The sequence below is a fragment of the Magnetospirillum sp. XM-1 genome, assembly GCF_001511835.1.
Lineage (GTDB): Bacteria > Pseudomonadota > Alphaproteobacteria > Rhodospirillales > Magnetospirillaceae > Phaeospirillum.
In genome coordinates, this window is sequence record NZ_LN997848.1 from 4,685,477 (window position 1) to 4,699,552 (window position 14,076).

The following is a 14,076-nucleotide window of genomic DNA, read 5'->3' on the forward strand; positions in this document are numbered from 1 at the left end:
CCATCCCTTACGGATTTGGAGTTTCTGTCTGGCTGCCATCGACTGGAAGCCTAATTGTAAAAACGGAACCTTCTGCTGGGCCATCTTTCACTGAGATGGTCCCTCCCAGTTTGGTGATGGTGTCGTACACAATAGCCAAACCCAATCCCTGCCCGAATCCAACATCGCGGGTTGTGAAAAATGGATCAAAAATATGGTCTCGAATCTCTGGCGGTATACCTGCGCCGTTGTCCATGACATGGATTTCTGCCCAGTCTCCGTGGCGCTTGGTCAAGATACGAATATCGCCATTACGCTCCGGGAGAACAGCCTGAACGGCGTTCTGAATCAAACTCATAATAACTTCACTCATCCTACCAGGGTGGCAGGAAATTGGCGGCAGATCTGAATCAAGGCACACGTCTAGGTGATGATTATTTCCAATTAATCTGACGCCAATCAACAGAACATTATTGATTAAATTGTTTATGTCTACGTATTGCATCTCAGCATCATTCTGCGAACAAAAATCTTTTGTTGCCAAAACAATGTCAGATATCCGGGAAACACCGCGCCTTAAATCAATGATTGCCTCTTGCAGCTCCGATTCCGCGCAGGCGGCTTGCAAGTCTATTAATTTGCCTTCCTTAATCGCATTAATTAATTCACTTACCTCATTTTGAATATATATAATATTTGAAGCAATATATTGAAGGGGCGTATTGATTTCGTGTGCAATGCCTGCTGCCAACTGGCCCGCAGCTGCAAATCGGGCTGCCCGTATCGCATCAAACCGCGCTTGCTTGAGTCGGACATGGGTCTGTAGCCGACTTCGAACTATGGGGAGTGAATAGGGCTTTGTGATATAATCAACAGCCCCAAGCTCCAGGCCCTTAATCTCATCAGTTAACTGGACCATTGCGGACATAAAAATAATAGGAATATTCGTAGTAGCTTTATCTGCCTTTAGTCTCCGGCAAACCTCATAGCCGTCCATGTCAGGCATCATAATATCGAGCAATATTGCATCAGGCTGCGGTATCGCGTTTGCTCGGAAAAGCGACCCCTCTCCATTGGTGGCTGCAATGATACGAAATTCATTTTTGAGGAATTCAGATAGAACTCTGATATTTTGAATCTCATCATCAACAATGAGTATCGTCGGCTTTTCCAAGGTCATATCGATCAATCCTTGGTGTGCAAAATTTTATCAAGAATGTTATCAATTATTTTTTCTGCTTTCTTGAAATCAAAGCATTTAATAGAACGGTCAAGCTCTTCGCACATGCCTAATAAATCAGATTCATCCAATATGCTTGTCAGATCATCTATCGCTTCGAGGGCGCCGGTGTCAGCTTGACAAATCAGCTGCTTCAGCTTTGATGCCTTTTCTAAGGCGGAGTCGAGGTTTATGTCCGTATGAAATGCAGTGTTTTCACTGCAACAATCAGTATCAATAGGCTCGTTATTTTTAGCTCTGACATTTTTGCTTGTGTGCACTAATATGGACCCAATTAGTGGTGCAAGTGCAGCATCTAACTTGTCCAGTAGCGCCAAGCCAGCCTCTACATCACTGTTGGAAAAAGCGGCTTCAACGTATTCGGCATGTTTCTGCACATCGTAAGCATCAATGATCCCGGCGAGCCCCTTCAGGGTATGGGCATCCCGTTCAGCCCTTTTGACGTCGCCTTCACTAAGGGCTACGCGGATTCGAGAGACTGAATCGCCTTGCTGTTCAGCGAAGCTCCGAAGGGTATTGAGGTAAAGCCCCTTCATCCCTGCAACCCGGCGTAAACCTGCACGGATGTCTAAGCCAGGAATCTGGCCCGGCAACTGAATGTCGCCGTCATCGAAGTTAAGCGCACCAAACATCTCGGCGTCGCTCTCCCCCGTTACCCACTTCCATATGGTCCGGAATAAATCGGCTGGGTTGAATGGCTTGCTGATGAAATCGTTCATCCCCGCGTCGATGCATTGAGCCCGATGCTCAGCCATGGCGTTTGCGGTCATGGCGATAATCGGAAGATCGGCATACTTTTCGTGTTCGCGAATTTTCCTGGTGGCAGTCAGCCCATCCATGACTGGCATCTGCAAATCCATCAGGATGATTTCGTAATCGTTCACTTCAATTTTTGAAATGGCCTCAGCGCCATTGCCTGCGATGTCGACGGATATTCCGCCGGCACCTAGGATGCCCAACGCAACCTTTTGATTAACGTCGTTGTCCTCCACCAGTAGCAGGCGCGTCCCTCTCAGAATCTCGTAGTTCTGGGCACTTTTGGCGCCAGAACGCTTGGGGCGGTTTTCCTCATGTTTTCCACCTCCAGTGGCGGAACGCCTGAGATTCACAGTGAAATGGAATGTGCTGCCTTTGCCGAGTGCGCTCTCAACGCTGACATACCCTCCCATCAACTCAGCCAATTCCTTGCAGATCGATAATCCTAGCCCAGTGCCGCCATATCGTCGGGATATAGAGGATTCCGCTTGGACGAACGGCGAAAACAGCATGGCCTTCTGTTCGTCACTCAACCCGATGCCGGTATCCGATACCGAGACAGTTAGAGCCAGATCGTCATCTCCGGCGGATGCCTGCGAAACCTTGACCACGACGGAGCCCGTATCGGTGAACTTGATGGCGTTGCCGAGATAGTTCATGACGATCTGGCCAATTCTGAACGGGTCGCCGATCAGAATCGGCGGGATGTCATTGTCAATTTCGACGGCAAGATTGATCCCCTTGGCGTCGGCAGCGTGATTAACCAGTGCGAGTTGATCTTGGATCAGTGTGCGGATATCGAACGGTTCCGTCTCAATCGAAAGTCCTCCCGCCTGGATTTTGGAGAAATCAAGAATGTCGTTTACGACGCCCAGCAGGCGCTTGGTGGACTGCTCTATGGTCTCTATATGGTTATGCACATCCTTTGGCAGATCTTGGCTGAGTGCGAGATGTGCCATGCCCAATATCCCGTTCATTGGAGTTCGTAACTCGTGGCTCATATTGGCGAGAAAATGTGATTTGAACTGGTTTGCTTTTTCGGCATCAAGGCGCGCTAGTTGAAGGTCGGTGACGTCCACCCGAACGCCGACGATATAATTTTGCGGCGTGATCCGTTCTTCAATTCGAATGTATCTTCCGTTGCCAAGTTTCTGGATGATGCGCTTTCCACCACGTCGATGGGCATCAAGACGCTCTTGCACCCATTCATCGATGCGTCCTTCCGCTTCAGCGTACTGGCCGCGTTCGGCCCCGGTCCGGATAATCTCCTCGAACGTCGTCCCGGCCTGAAACAGATCGGCTGATTCAGCATAAATCTCACGGTACTTCTCGTTGCACATCAGCAATCTGTCTTGATCATCATAGATTACGAACCCTTCACCAATCGCATCGATTGCCGCGTTCAGGATCTCGGTCGCATTCTTATGCCTCTCGGCGACATATTCATTAACTTGAAAAAGCTCGGCGTTGAGTATCAGTGTTTCTCTGAACTTCTCGATGTTGCGCGTAATTTCTCCGATCTCATTTGGGTGACTGGAAACAGTGATATTCTGATCAAGTTTCCCACTTGCTAAAGCCTGCATGTCTCTGCTGATGGTGGCAAGAGACTTGGATAAAGAGAGGGATTGCCGTAACGCAATCACGACGGCAGTGGTGATTAAAATGCCCATGACCGTGAGGTCAAGTATGATGGAGATCAAGTTGTCCCTGATCAACGTCCCGGCATGCGACCGCAGATCGTTCTCAAGGATAGTCTCGACGTCACGCAGAAGGGCTATCCGTTCGGAGGTCGCCTTGATCCATTCATCTGCATTGACAGAGCCTGTGTCTTTATTCAGACGATCGGTCATCTGATTTATGGTGGCCGACAGGCTCTTGAACTCGCTGCTTTTCATCTGAGATGCGAGCGGCTTGATGCCCTGATGTCTGGCGAATGTCTCCAGCACAGAAATGGCATCTTCCCCTTTGCGCGCCAGTGTCAGCGCATCTCTTCTCCTTTCTTCCGAACTACCCTTGCCCCAAAAGGCATTAACCCCCGTACCCCGAGACCTTCCAAGTGTCTCGGTTACATCGGCTATCAGGAACAGAGCAGACAAATCCAATGCAGACTGCGCATCCGCCGCGTAGATCCTGCCGATCGATGACAACGACATGAGTCCTGAAATGATGTTGGTATAATTGGCAAATGCCGTGGTGTGGTCGATGCGGGTATCCTCCGACAAGTCTCGGAGGGTGCCCACGGCGGCGGACAAACCGTCGATGAAGGCATAATTTGAGCTCAGATCGTCTGTGAACAGAAGACTTTGCTTGCTGCGATCGACAGCCGATTGCAGCGCCTTGATTGTAGAGGAAGTCTTCTCCCGCTGATCCTCTAACCGCACCTTAGCATTCTGAAAATCTTGTGATCCCTTAGCGACAGTGAGGCCACGCTCTAGTTGAAGCTCGTGAATGGTGTCAGTGACGAGATTAGAGATGTCGATAAATTTTTCAAAGTTCAAAGTAGATCGTATTGAACTAATCCGATGCAACGAATCATGAATCGCATAGACAGCAATGCCAAAGATTGGAAGAATCAGAATCAGTGCAATTTGTTGTTTTATCTTAAGGCCGGACAGCACGTCATCGTTCCCATAAATTAGTATTGGCCCAAGCTTTGGCCTGTAGCCTGAAAATAAGGAGGATCGCTCGACACTTAACATGTAGGGCGTCTGCTCCTTATAATGTGCCAGCACGCAGTGCCACTACCCCCAAATGGGATGGGGCAAATTCATGGATATTATCTGGCCTCATTGGGTCATGGGACCCCGGCTACACGCCGCCGATAGTCAGGCAGCCTGATCAAAGTATCCTTCACCTGCGGAGCTCATCGGGCTCACCGGATGCTGACAAAAAACCGCCAAATGGCGGCTTTTCCGAGACGCTTGCGAACATGCCTCACCCAGTACGGACACTTCTCAGGAACGTCTGAACCTCTTTCTGAAGGTTATTAGCTTGAAGAGCCAGTTCGGATGCGGACTCATTGATCTGCTCGGCAGCTCCGCCAGTTTCCCGAGCCGCTCCCTCGACCATGCCAATGTTGCGAGACACCTCCTGAGTACCAAGCGAGGCTTGATCAACGTTTCGGGCGATTTCTCCCGTGGCAGCAGTCTGTTCCTGGACGGCAGCTGCAACCGTCGATCCAATGGAATTGATCTCGGTGATCACATGAGTGATTGAAGCAATTGCCTTCACCGCTTCTTGGGTGCCGGATTGGATCTGGGAAATTTTGGCGGTGATCTCATCCGTTGCCTTGCCAGTCTGATTTGCCAGGGTCTTGACCTCATTGGCAACAACGGCAAAGCCCTTACCAGCATCTCCAGCACGGGCAGCTTCGATAGTGGCGTTAAGCGCCAGCAGGTTGGTTTGCGAAGCGATGTCGGTGATCAAGCCTACAATGGCACCGATGCTGGCAACGCTCTCAGCCAGATTGTTGATAAGTTGAGAGGTTTGTCGAGCTTCGGAATCAGCTTGGGAGGCAACCACTTGGCTACGCTCCATCTGACCGGCTATTTCGTTGCTGGATGCAGTGAGTTCCTCAGTAGCAGAGGCTACCGTTGCCACGTTGCTAGAGGCTTCTTCCGCAGCTCCAGCGACCGTGGTTGCCTGTGAACTGGTTTCGGTCGCAGTGGCGGCAAGCTGCTTCGAGGACGCCTGGAGTTGAACGATGGCAGCAGTGACGGCGTTGATCACCCCCCCAACCTTGGCTTCAAAGCTGTCAGCCATGGCTCTCATGGCAGCTTTCTGCTCAAGCTCAGCTCGCTTCTTGCTTTCTTCCTGCTCCGCTCGAAGCCGCTTATTGTCGAGCCCTGCCTGCTTGAAGACCTGAACGGCAGCAGCCATCCGACCAAGCTCGTCACCTCGTCCGACTCCGGGAATATCTACGGTCAGGTTGTCGGCAGCCAGTTGATCCATCGATCCAGAAAGGCTGAGAATCGGTGAAACAATTCCCCGCTGTGCAATAAAATATGCAGCAATTAAGGCAAAAATTATGCCAGCTGCTATCGATGCATAAACAGTTAATATGATAGTCTTCGTCTCATCTTCCAGTCTATCAGCCTGCCTCTCTGTTGAATCAATAATTTTGTTATTGATACTAAAAAAAGACGATCTCAATGCTGTTAGGGCTGGCTCGAGTTTATTGACTGTCATATCAATTGACGCATCCGTACTTCCAGCCATGCTTATTTTGGCAATACCTTTATATATTTCATAAGCAGAGCTATACTGGCTTTGTATCGCTAACAAGGCATCCTTATGGGCAGGAAGGCTCTCAATCCCAGTATTTGAGAACTTAAAAAATTCTTCCCTTACCTTTTCTATTTCTTTAGTTATTGACTCCTTCTTCGACATGTCTTTTTCAGTAACAAGTTTAAATGTATAAAAACCAAGGGCAACAGTGCGCTGATTGGCTCGGGCAAGAGCTATGGAGCCCTTCGAGTCATTATCTATTAAGTCGTTATATCCCTTACCTACGACCCTGATCTCCATTCCAGCGAAAAGAGCAGCACCAGCCGCTACCAATGCCAGAAGACCAACCGCCAGAAGAATCTTGTTTAGAATTTTTATATTGGTCAGCATCCCACACCTCAAGGCGAACGCCAGATCGGCTGCGACCAACAAGATCGTGTCGCAACGCGATTACGGATCAGGCAATACCGTACACCTCAATTGAGATGAGGTTAATACATTAGAGATATACAAAATGTGACAAATTGGTCGGTTCAGCAGACTTGCTGGTCAGGAGCCTTGTTAAAAGGCAATCCCCTAAACGATGCAATCATGCGCCGGTCACAGCCAGCAGATGCGAAGCTCTTGGCCATCAGGCGGTTAAGGCGAACGCCTCAGGATGCGACGACCACGAATCGCCACCCCAGATGACCCGCCTCGGTATAACTGACGTGGTGGCGGAGCTCTTACTTAGTTGGATGCTCCGCAAACCCCAGCAATTCCGCCATTTTCGCGGAACTCCATGGCTACTAAGTAAACTAAGTAGGTAGATTCAAGAGCTCCGCATAAAACAGAAAATAATATTTTTCATTTCTATAAATGGTTTTTCTCTTACTTAGTTTACTTAGTTACTAAATTCGAAATTATCATTATAAATCAACAGCTTGCACTTAGTAATCACTAAGTAAATGGATTGGCCATTTACTTAGTGTGGCCTTAACCGGCTCCCTGGGCACCAGCCTAATCCGCGAGCACAGCCACCACCACATCAGCCCGCAGGTCGAAGATCCAGGCCACCACCACCACGCCCACCAGGCAGGTGGCGATACAAAGTGGCCGTCGAAACATTGAGGCGCCGGGCCACCTCCTCAACAGTAATCACCGGGGAAGCCAACATGGCTCGCGCCGCCACCACATCCTGATCAGACAGGGAGCGAGGCCGACCACCAACTCTGCCTATCTTGCGGGCCGCCTCCAATCCGGCCTTGGTCCGCTCGATGATCAAACTTCTCTCGAACTCCCCGAGCGCCGCAAAAACGTGGAAGATCAATTTCCCCCCGGCGGTGGTGGTGTCGATCGCTTCGGTCAAAGACCGTAAACCGATCCCACGCCCGTCGAGCATATCGACAGTCTCGATCAACTGCCGGGTCGATCGAGCCAACCGATCCAGCTTCCACACCACCACCGTGTCGCCGTTGCGAGCGAAGTCCAAGGCGGCCTTCAACTCGGGGCGATCGGCGCGGGCGCCGGAGGCATGTTCGGAAAAAATCCGCTCACAACCGGCACCACCAAGGGCGTCGAGTTGCAGTTGCGGCGACTGGTCCTGGGTCGAAACTCTGGCGTAACCGACAAACATCCCCCCCTCCTTCTCAATACTCATTCAATTACCGACGAATTGAGATGCATGTTTTGAGAGACAGTTTTGATATAATAACACCTCCGTTAATCACGCAAAAGACCACGACACAAATATTTTCTCACAAACGAACGTTTTTGCGATGCCGCTGTTCTGCGGCATTCGTCAGTGGCGTCAATAGATAAATACCTGCACACACAGCCAAGGAGGAATGTGATGCGGGATTTACGAAGCCTTTACAACGAATGCCGCGACCTGGGGGTTGTCTCTGACCAGAGGTCGTTTAGCCGACTATTTAGCCGACAGGCGTCATGGTGCAGCTCGACTCTGTCCAGGGGTCGTCAGCCTACGCCCGCAGCCCTGGTCACATTCATGTTGCAGCTGGAAAAGATAGCCAAGGCGACCGAGGAGGAAATTGTAGCGACCATGGACCAGGAGGAAATCGATGCCCTCCGAGGTGGGCTCGACGAGATCACCAGAATGCGATCGGAAATCTGGATCGAGATCCAGGAACAATCAAAATCCGATGGCCTTGGCCACTCGGATTGACGCCGAGCTATGGCTGCTCGAACATGGACCCATGACGATCTTGCGACCCAGGCCATCCCGCATTCAGCAGCAGCGCGCCCGCCGAAATCGGCTGGCACTGATGGTTCTGTTCGTGGGAATCGCCTTCGTGATCGCCGTTGTGAAAATGTGACCAATCAGGCCGCCTTCAGATTGGGCTCCGAATCGGTTAGCTCCCCCTGCCACCATTCGGCCGACCCGAGGACAATCCCCAACCCAGCCAGACGTCGGGCTTCAGCCCGAATGATGTCGAGAACCAGCGGCGGCATCTTGGTGCGGCCCGCCAACCATCCATAAACCGTTCCCTTTGATCGCGGCAAGCCTCGATGGTTCAACAGATTCCACAGAGAAGCTTTCCAACCGGAACAGATCTTCATACATCCCCGCAATTCCCGTTTGACGGCAGCCGTGTTGACGCCGTCTTCGCTTCTATAGGCCTCCAACTCTGCCCTTTCATTGGCGTCCATGGCGGAGCCCATTGGCGTCGGCCGCTTTGCAGATAGGCTATCGACTTCGCTCCGCAACCCAGTGATTTCGGCCTTTTGCTTGACCATCTCGGCCTGCTGCTTGGCGATCTGACGATCCGTGGCTGCCGCCGCCGCCTTGAGGTCTTTAACCTCATCTCGGAGGCAGGCGATCTCCTCGAGATACGCCTCTATATCCGCCAGGTACCCGTCGATCTCCTGGTCCTTCATATTCATCATGCTGGCGACAAAATCGTCTTCGTCGCCATAGACGTTCAGGTGGACGTCGTCCGGATGCACGTTATTCCGCTGAAAGTGTTCAACCAATTTACGTGATGCTTCGGCATGTTCATATTCATTGGCGGAAAACATCAGTCCGAAGATCTTTTCTGATGTCTCTTTCTTGGTGCTCTTGGCCATAGCCGTATCCCGATCCAGATTTTGAAGCCTGTATCGGTGATAACGCCGCCACCACAAACGCGTCAATTTTCCAAAATCACAGTAATTGTAGTAACAATCTTCGGTTATCAAAGATTAGTATGGGTAAGAAACATGTTGTTTCTGTGGTTGATGGGGGGCATGATGCGATAATTCCATAATGCATATCTCCATTCCTGGTCGCACTCTGGGAGTGATATACATGACTGCGGTGGATAATACGTGATCTTTGGCACATACATCTCTGAGCAGCATCGACAACAACTAGAAATAACCCGCCTGGGTCTTTCCAGCCGGGCTGGCGATATGCCATCTACCGCTCGACAACCCTGATTCCGACGGAAAGTTGCGAATCGGCCAGCTTCTGCTCCGTTTGGTCGATCAATCGTTCGACCCGCGCCAGGCACTGGCGCATCGCGTCAAATGCCTTGTTGACGTCGTACATCAAAGTTGGGTGCTGATCATTGGCATTGCCAACATCTATACCCTCCGAAGGAGGGATGAAGTCATCATAAGAACCATCAAAGTCATTAAGTCTCATTGTGTCTCCTGCGTTTATGTTTTGTATAAATATTTATCATGAGAGCAAAAGATTTACATCCACACACATATGGAGCGTTCGTCATCTATTTCCACGCCTCCGGATGCGTCAAAAAGATCGACGGTCCGGACACGGATCCAATCATTACCGTCGGCGGAAAGAAGATTGAGGACGCAGTGTTTCAGTTGACCGGCGACGGTGACGGGAAGTTCCAGGGAGTAAAGTTCCGCGGAAGCGCGGTTATCTATCTCCCGCTTCGCGACGGCTTCGGGCCAGTCTGCGCGAAATTCATCAATTCAGAAATCGTCGTCCAGGCGGGCCATCTGCTTGGCCGCCTACGCCAACGGAACGTCGAGATTAAACGGGTGGTGATGGTGGATCCGATCTCCGGTCGGACGGCCATAGGGGATTTCACGGTTCCAACTTCAACAGCCTATTGACGGGCCAATTGAAATTGGTATCCAGTCTGGTCACCCGCTCCACGTTTTAGTCAGCACTTTTTTACTATATTTTGTTGTGGGTGCGTATTTTTGGGTTCCAAAGAGGAGGTTTAGGCCATTTTGGAATCCAGAGATCGGCCCCTTATCCTGAGAGTTTGATCTGGCCCTTCATTTTTAGATCGACCTTCAAGATATGATCAACCAACCAGCGACGAAGAAATTCGGTCATCTTGTCGGTAGCCACCTTGCCGGGCCCCAGCTTTCCTTCGCCAAATCTCACGATGAAGTCATTGAGGCTGTCCAGCAGCAAGACGTGCTGAATTCGATTTTCTGCCATCCCGGCATATTGAGCCTTACCCTGCATTTTCTCTTCGCGGGCAAAGTGATCTCGGGCGTATTGCTGCAATCGCCGCAAGGTCGAGCGCATATTCTCATCCGGCACTTGCCCACCGCCTCGTTGGGCTGAATTCTCAAAATCGTTAATAATATCGATCAGTCGGCGGTGGTCGTTGTCCACCTCCTCTATGCCAACACTCATCTGCTCTCGCCATGTGATCGGCATGGTAACAACCTCAAGCTAAAAGAGATCAAGCTGGATCAGGCTTGGCTGTCTTTAGCCGGCCTGATTATTGGTCGGCCGGATCAGAAGAGCTCGACCGGGCGCGACAACCGGATGTTTGTCGAAGGTGCGCTGTGGATCGTGCGGACTGGGTCGCCCTGGCGGGATTTGCCCGAAGCCTTTGGCGAGTGGAACAGCGTTTTCTGACGCTTCAGCCGATGGAGCCAGAAACGGGTCTGGTGGCGGATATTCGAGGCCATGTCTGACGATCCCGACTTCGAATACGCCGCCACTGGCCCTCAATTCACCATGCCCGTCGATACAACTCAATCTGACGTCCGTTGCCACCATCTGCACCATTTGGCGTGATTAGGCCGCAAGGAGAAAGGGGCCACTTGCCCCCCGAAGCGCCAGAGTCGTTCCGAGTGCGTCGCGGGCCAGGCACAGCATGCCCAGCCCAACGCAATCCACCGTTGATACCTTGCTGACATCGAAGACAACACGGTCGGAAGCGATCTGCCGCAGGTCATCGATCAGCCCTGACATCAGATTCCAGGCGGTATAGTCCAGTCTCCCGTCCAGGGCGACGATCAACGAGCAATCGGCGTGCCTCATCGAAACCCTCATAGAATTAACCCCTATCAAAGGACGAGCCATGGCGGAAACGTCCTGCCATGGCTCAATTGCCAGATCATCAGGCGGCGCGGATTTCCGACAGGAACCCTTCCACCTCGGCCCGGATCATCTCGGAACGCTGGGACACGTCACCGGCAGCCTGGAGAACCTGGGTGGCGGCAGCACCCGTCTGATTGGCGCCTTCCGAGACGGTGACGATGTTGTCATTGACGTCATCCACCGCCTTAGCCGCCTGCTGGACGTTGCGACTGATTTCCGAGGTCGCGGCGCTTTGCTGCTCGACCGCGCTGGCGATGGCGGTGGAGATGCCATTGATGTCGCGTATGGTGCCGCCGATATGGCGGATGGCCTCAACCGATTCCCGCGTGGCTTCCTGGATCGCCTTGATCTGGTCGCCGATTTCGCTAGTGGCCTTGGCGGTCTGGGTGGCCAGATGCTTGACTTCGTTGGCGACGACGGCGAAGCCCTTGCCTGCCTCGCCCGCCCTTGCCGCCTCGATGGTAGCGTTGAGCGCCAGAAGATTGGTCTGGCTGGCGATATCGTTGATCAGGTTGACGATCTCGCCGATCTTCTGGGCGGCTTCGGCCAAGCCGGCAACGGTCATATCGGTTTTATCGGCCTCGCTCACCGCGTCAGCCGACATGTGGGCGGAGTGGCTAACCTGACGAGTGATCTCGCCCACCGACGCCGCCAGTTCCTCAACGGCAGCCGCCACAGTCTGGATGTTGGCACTGGTCTGCTCGGAAGCTGCGGCCACGGTGGAGGACCGCTCAGTGGTATCGCCGGCCACGCGGGTCATTTCGTGGGCGGTGGCCACCAATTCGGTCGAAGATGAAGCCAGTACCCCGACGAACTGGGATACCTTCTGATCAAAATTCCTTGTCAGGTCCTCACGGCGGCGGATGCGGGTTTCGTTGAAGGCCCGCTCCAGTGCCTGTTCAGCCTGCATGGAATCATTGGTAAGCAGGGCCGAGCGGAACGCCATGACAGTCCGCGCCATATCGCCGATCTCATCCTTGCGGTCGGTCCCCAGGACCAGGGTATCCTTCTCCCCGTCGCCGATGCGGCGGATTGTCTCGGCCAGGGAGAGGAAGGGGTTTACGACGCTACGCACGATCACGGCGGTGAGCAGTAGCGCCAGGATAATCAAAATCCCCATTAAGGTGGAGATGGCGACCAGGGCCCGCTTGGCGGCATCACCGATCTGATCGGCCGCGCCCTTCAGGTCACCTGCAGCTTCGTCTTCCAATGCCTTCAGCGCGTCAAGGCGCTTGGACGCCGCGATGAACCACTTCTTGGGATCAACCACACCGGCCGGCAGTTCTAGCCGGGCGGTGGTGCGAATATCCTCGAATTCCTTCATGGCGGGTCCTTCGATCACGTCACGGAACGCCTTCTGACGATCCGGAGAGGTGAAGGAAAGGTAGGTGTTGAAATAGGCTCTCTCCTGGGCGGCCCGCTGGATGAAGCGGACATAGCGCCAGTCAGAGAAGCTCTCGGCGAAACCGGCGGCCCCGACGGCCCTCTCCTGTCCGGCCCGCTCCTTACCCTGGGCTAGGCTGAGATAGGCGGTCAGGCGGTTGGTGACCCGCGCGCTGTCAAGGCCGAGGGCGATCTCGCCTAGGCCGTTCAATTGCTTGACAATAATGGATGTGTAGCCGTCCACGATTTCCGGCGTGGTCATGGAATGGTTGCCGGCGGCGGCACGCAGACGCTCTATATCGGCCATTCCGGCGGCTGTGGCAACTCCCATGGGAGACGCGGAGATCATCTGGCGTTGACGATCGACCTTGTCACGCTGGGCGGGAAGTTCAGCCCTGGCCGCGTTGTCGCCCGAAAGAGTCAGGGCCGTAATGCCGCGTTCGCTCTGGATGTCGTGGATCAGATTGCCGACATTGATAGCGTGCGCCGCCAGCGCCTGAACCTTCTCCATCTCTTTCAAGAGACCATATTTTTCGCTGATCAGAAGACCAGTAACGGCGATGGCCAGCACGGTGGGGATCAGGGCGGCGGTCAGGATACGGGTCCGTACCTTGAACCGGGCAAGAAACAGGTCCAGCCGCGCGACAAATCCGAGTTTTGTCTGTGACTTGGCCAGTCCGCCAGTATGGTAGGCTCCCTTGAGCTGGAGATCCTGGCCAACCACATGGTCGAAGAACCAGCGGGCCAGGAAAGCCACCACCGCCTCGACCACCGGACCGGATGTGTCCTTTCGCACCCGTTCGGTCAGTTGGGCGATACGCTCCTTGACCTTGCGGTGTTCCTGGGCGTGCTCCTCCAGGCCGGCGAAGTGGATCTTGCGCATCGCCGCTTCCTCGCGGGCGCAATGCTGGTCAAAGTAGTGGCCCAACTGGCCCATGGTCTCGGGAACCTCAGTCAGCCGACCATCGGCTAAGGCTCCTTCCAGTCCATTGATCATGTCGGCGAGCTTGCGGTGATCGCTGTCCACGAAATCGACGCCTGTTTCGTAGATGGCTTTCCACTGGATCAGCATGGGAACCTCCGGGAAAACGTGAAGATCGTCCTCCCCACACCATACCGACGATATGTTTGGGTAATATTTGCTATCCATGCCTAAGCCTAACATTCCCCTAACAATGGTCTGTTCTAATGC

At 52.9% G+C, this 14,076-nt stretch carries 11 protein-coding genes and 1 pseudogene; 3 read left to right on the plus strand and 9 right to left on the minus strand.

What is annotated here, in order from left to right; translation table 11 throughout:
* Window positions 1-7: 7 nt before the first annotated feature.
* From XM1_RS23685 to XM1_RS21435, 4 genes are all read right to left on the minus strand, one after another.
* Window positions 8-1,159, minus strand: a complete 1,152-nt coding sequence (locus XM1_RS23685; RefSeq protein WP_082700653.1) for an ATP-binding protein — start codon at window positions 1,157-1,159, stop codon at window positions 8-10.
* Between the two features lie 5 nt (window positions 1,160-1,164).
* A complete protein-coding gene (locus XM1_RS21425; RefSeq protein WP_172821956.1) occupies window positions 1,165-4,593 on the minus strand; it encodes an ATP-binding protein in 3,429 nt (1,142 codons plus the stop codon).
* A gap of 316 nt (window positions 4,594-4,909) precedes the next feature.
* Entirely contained in the window at window positions 4,910-6,592 is a 1,683-nt protein-coding gene (locus tag XM1_RS23690; RefSeq protein ID WP_082700655.1) for a methyl-accepting chemotaxis protein, read from the minus strand.
* A gap of 637 nt (window positions 6,593-7,229) precedes the next feature.
* Window positions 7,230-7,817, minus strand: coding sequence for a recombinase family protein (locus XM1_RS21435; protein WP_068437062.1), 588 nt, complete (start codon window positions 7,815-7,817; stop codon window positions 7,230-7,232).
* Window positions 7,818-8,189: 372 nt separating this feature from the next.
* Between XM1_RS21435 and XM1_RS24370 the strand changes: the two genes are divergently transcribed.
* Window positions 8,190-8,366, plus strand: coding sequence for a hypothetical protein (locus XM1_RS24370; protein WP_156428829.1), 177 nt, complete (start codon window positions 8,190-8,192; stop codon window positions 8,364-8,366).
* 155 nt (window positions 8,367-8,521) lie between these two features.
* Here XM1_RS24370 and XM1_RS21445 read toward each other — a convergent pair whose 3' ends face one another.
* On the minus strand, window positions 8,522-9,268 hold the full coding sequence (locus XM1_RS21445) for a hypothetical protein (RefSeq protein WP_068437067.1): 747 nt from the start codon (window positions 9,266-9,268) through the stop codon (window positions 8,522-8,524).
* Window positions 9,269-9,599: 331 nt separating this feature from the next.
* Window positions 9,600-9,827 carry a hypothetical protein gene (locus XM1_RS21450; protein ID WP_068437068.1) on the minus strand — a complete coding sequence of 76 codons (228 nt, stop codon included), beginning with the start codon at window positions 9,825-9,827 and terminating at the stop codon, window positions 9,600-9,602.
* Between the two features lie 38 nt (window positions 9,828-9,865).
* On the opposite strand from XM1_RS21450, the gene XM1_RS21455 reads away from it, so the two are divergent.
* A complete protein-coding gene (locus XM1_RS21455; RefSeq protein ID WP_156428830.1) occupies window positions 9,866-10,267 on the plus strand; it encodes a hypothetical protein in 402 nt (133 codons plus the stop codon).
* Between the two features lie 142 nt (window positions 10,268-10,409).
* Here XM1_RS21455 and XM1_RS21460 read toward each other — a convergent pair whose 3' ends face one another.
* Window positions 10,410-10,829 carry a bacteriohemerythrin gene (locus tag XM1_RS21460; protein ID WP_068437072.1) on the minus strand — a complete coding sequence of 140 codons (420 nt, stop codon included), beginning with the start codon at window positions 10,827-10,829 and terminating at the stop codon, window positions 10,410-10,412.
* A 30-nt stretch (window positions 10,830-10,859) separates the two neighbouring features.
* Here XM1_RS21460 and XM1_RS23695 point away from each other — a divergent pair.
* A pseudogene (locus XM1_RS23695) lies at window positions 10,860-11,111 on the plus strand (transposase); the annotation flags it as partial.
* Window positions 11,112-11,195: 84 nt separating this feature from the next.
* On the opposite strand, the gene XM1_RS21465 reads toward XM1_RS23695, so the two are convergent.
* Together XM1_RS21465 and XM1_RS21470 are read right to left on the minus strand one after the other, a co-directional pair.
* Window positions 11,196-11,441 (minus strand): STAS domain-containing protein, encoded by a 246-nt coding sequence (locus XM1_RS21465; protein WP_231920618.1) that lies wholly within the window; start codon window positions 11,439-11,441, stop codon window positions 11,196-11,198.
* A gap of 79 nt (window positions 11,442-11,520) precedes the next feature.
* A complete protein-coding gene (locus tag XM1_RS21470; RefSeq protein WP_068437076.1) occupies window positions 11,521-13,956 on the minus strand; it encodes a bacteriohemerythrin in 2,436 nt (811 codons plus the stop codon).
* Window positions 13,957-14,076: the final 120 nt, after the last annotated feature.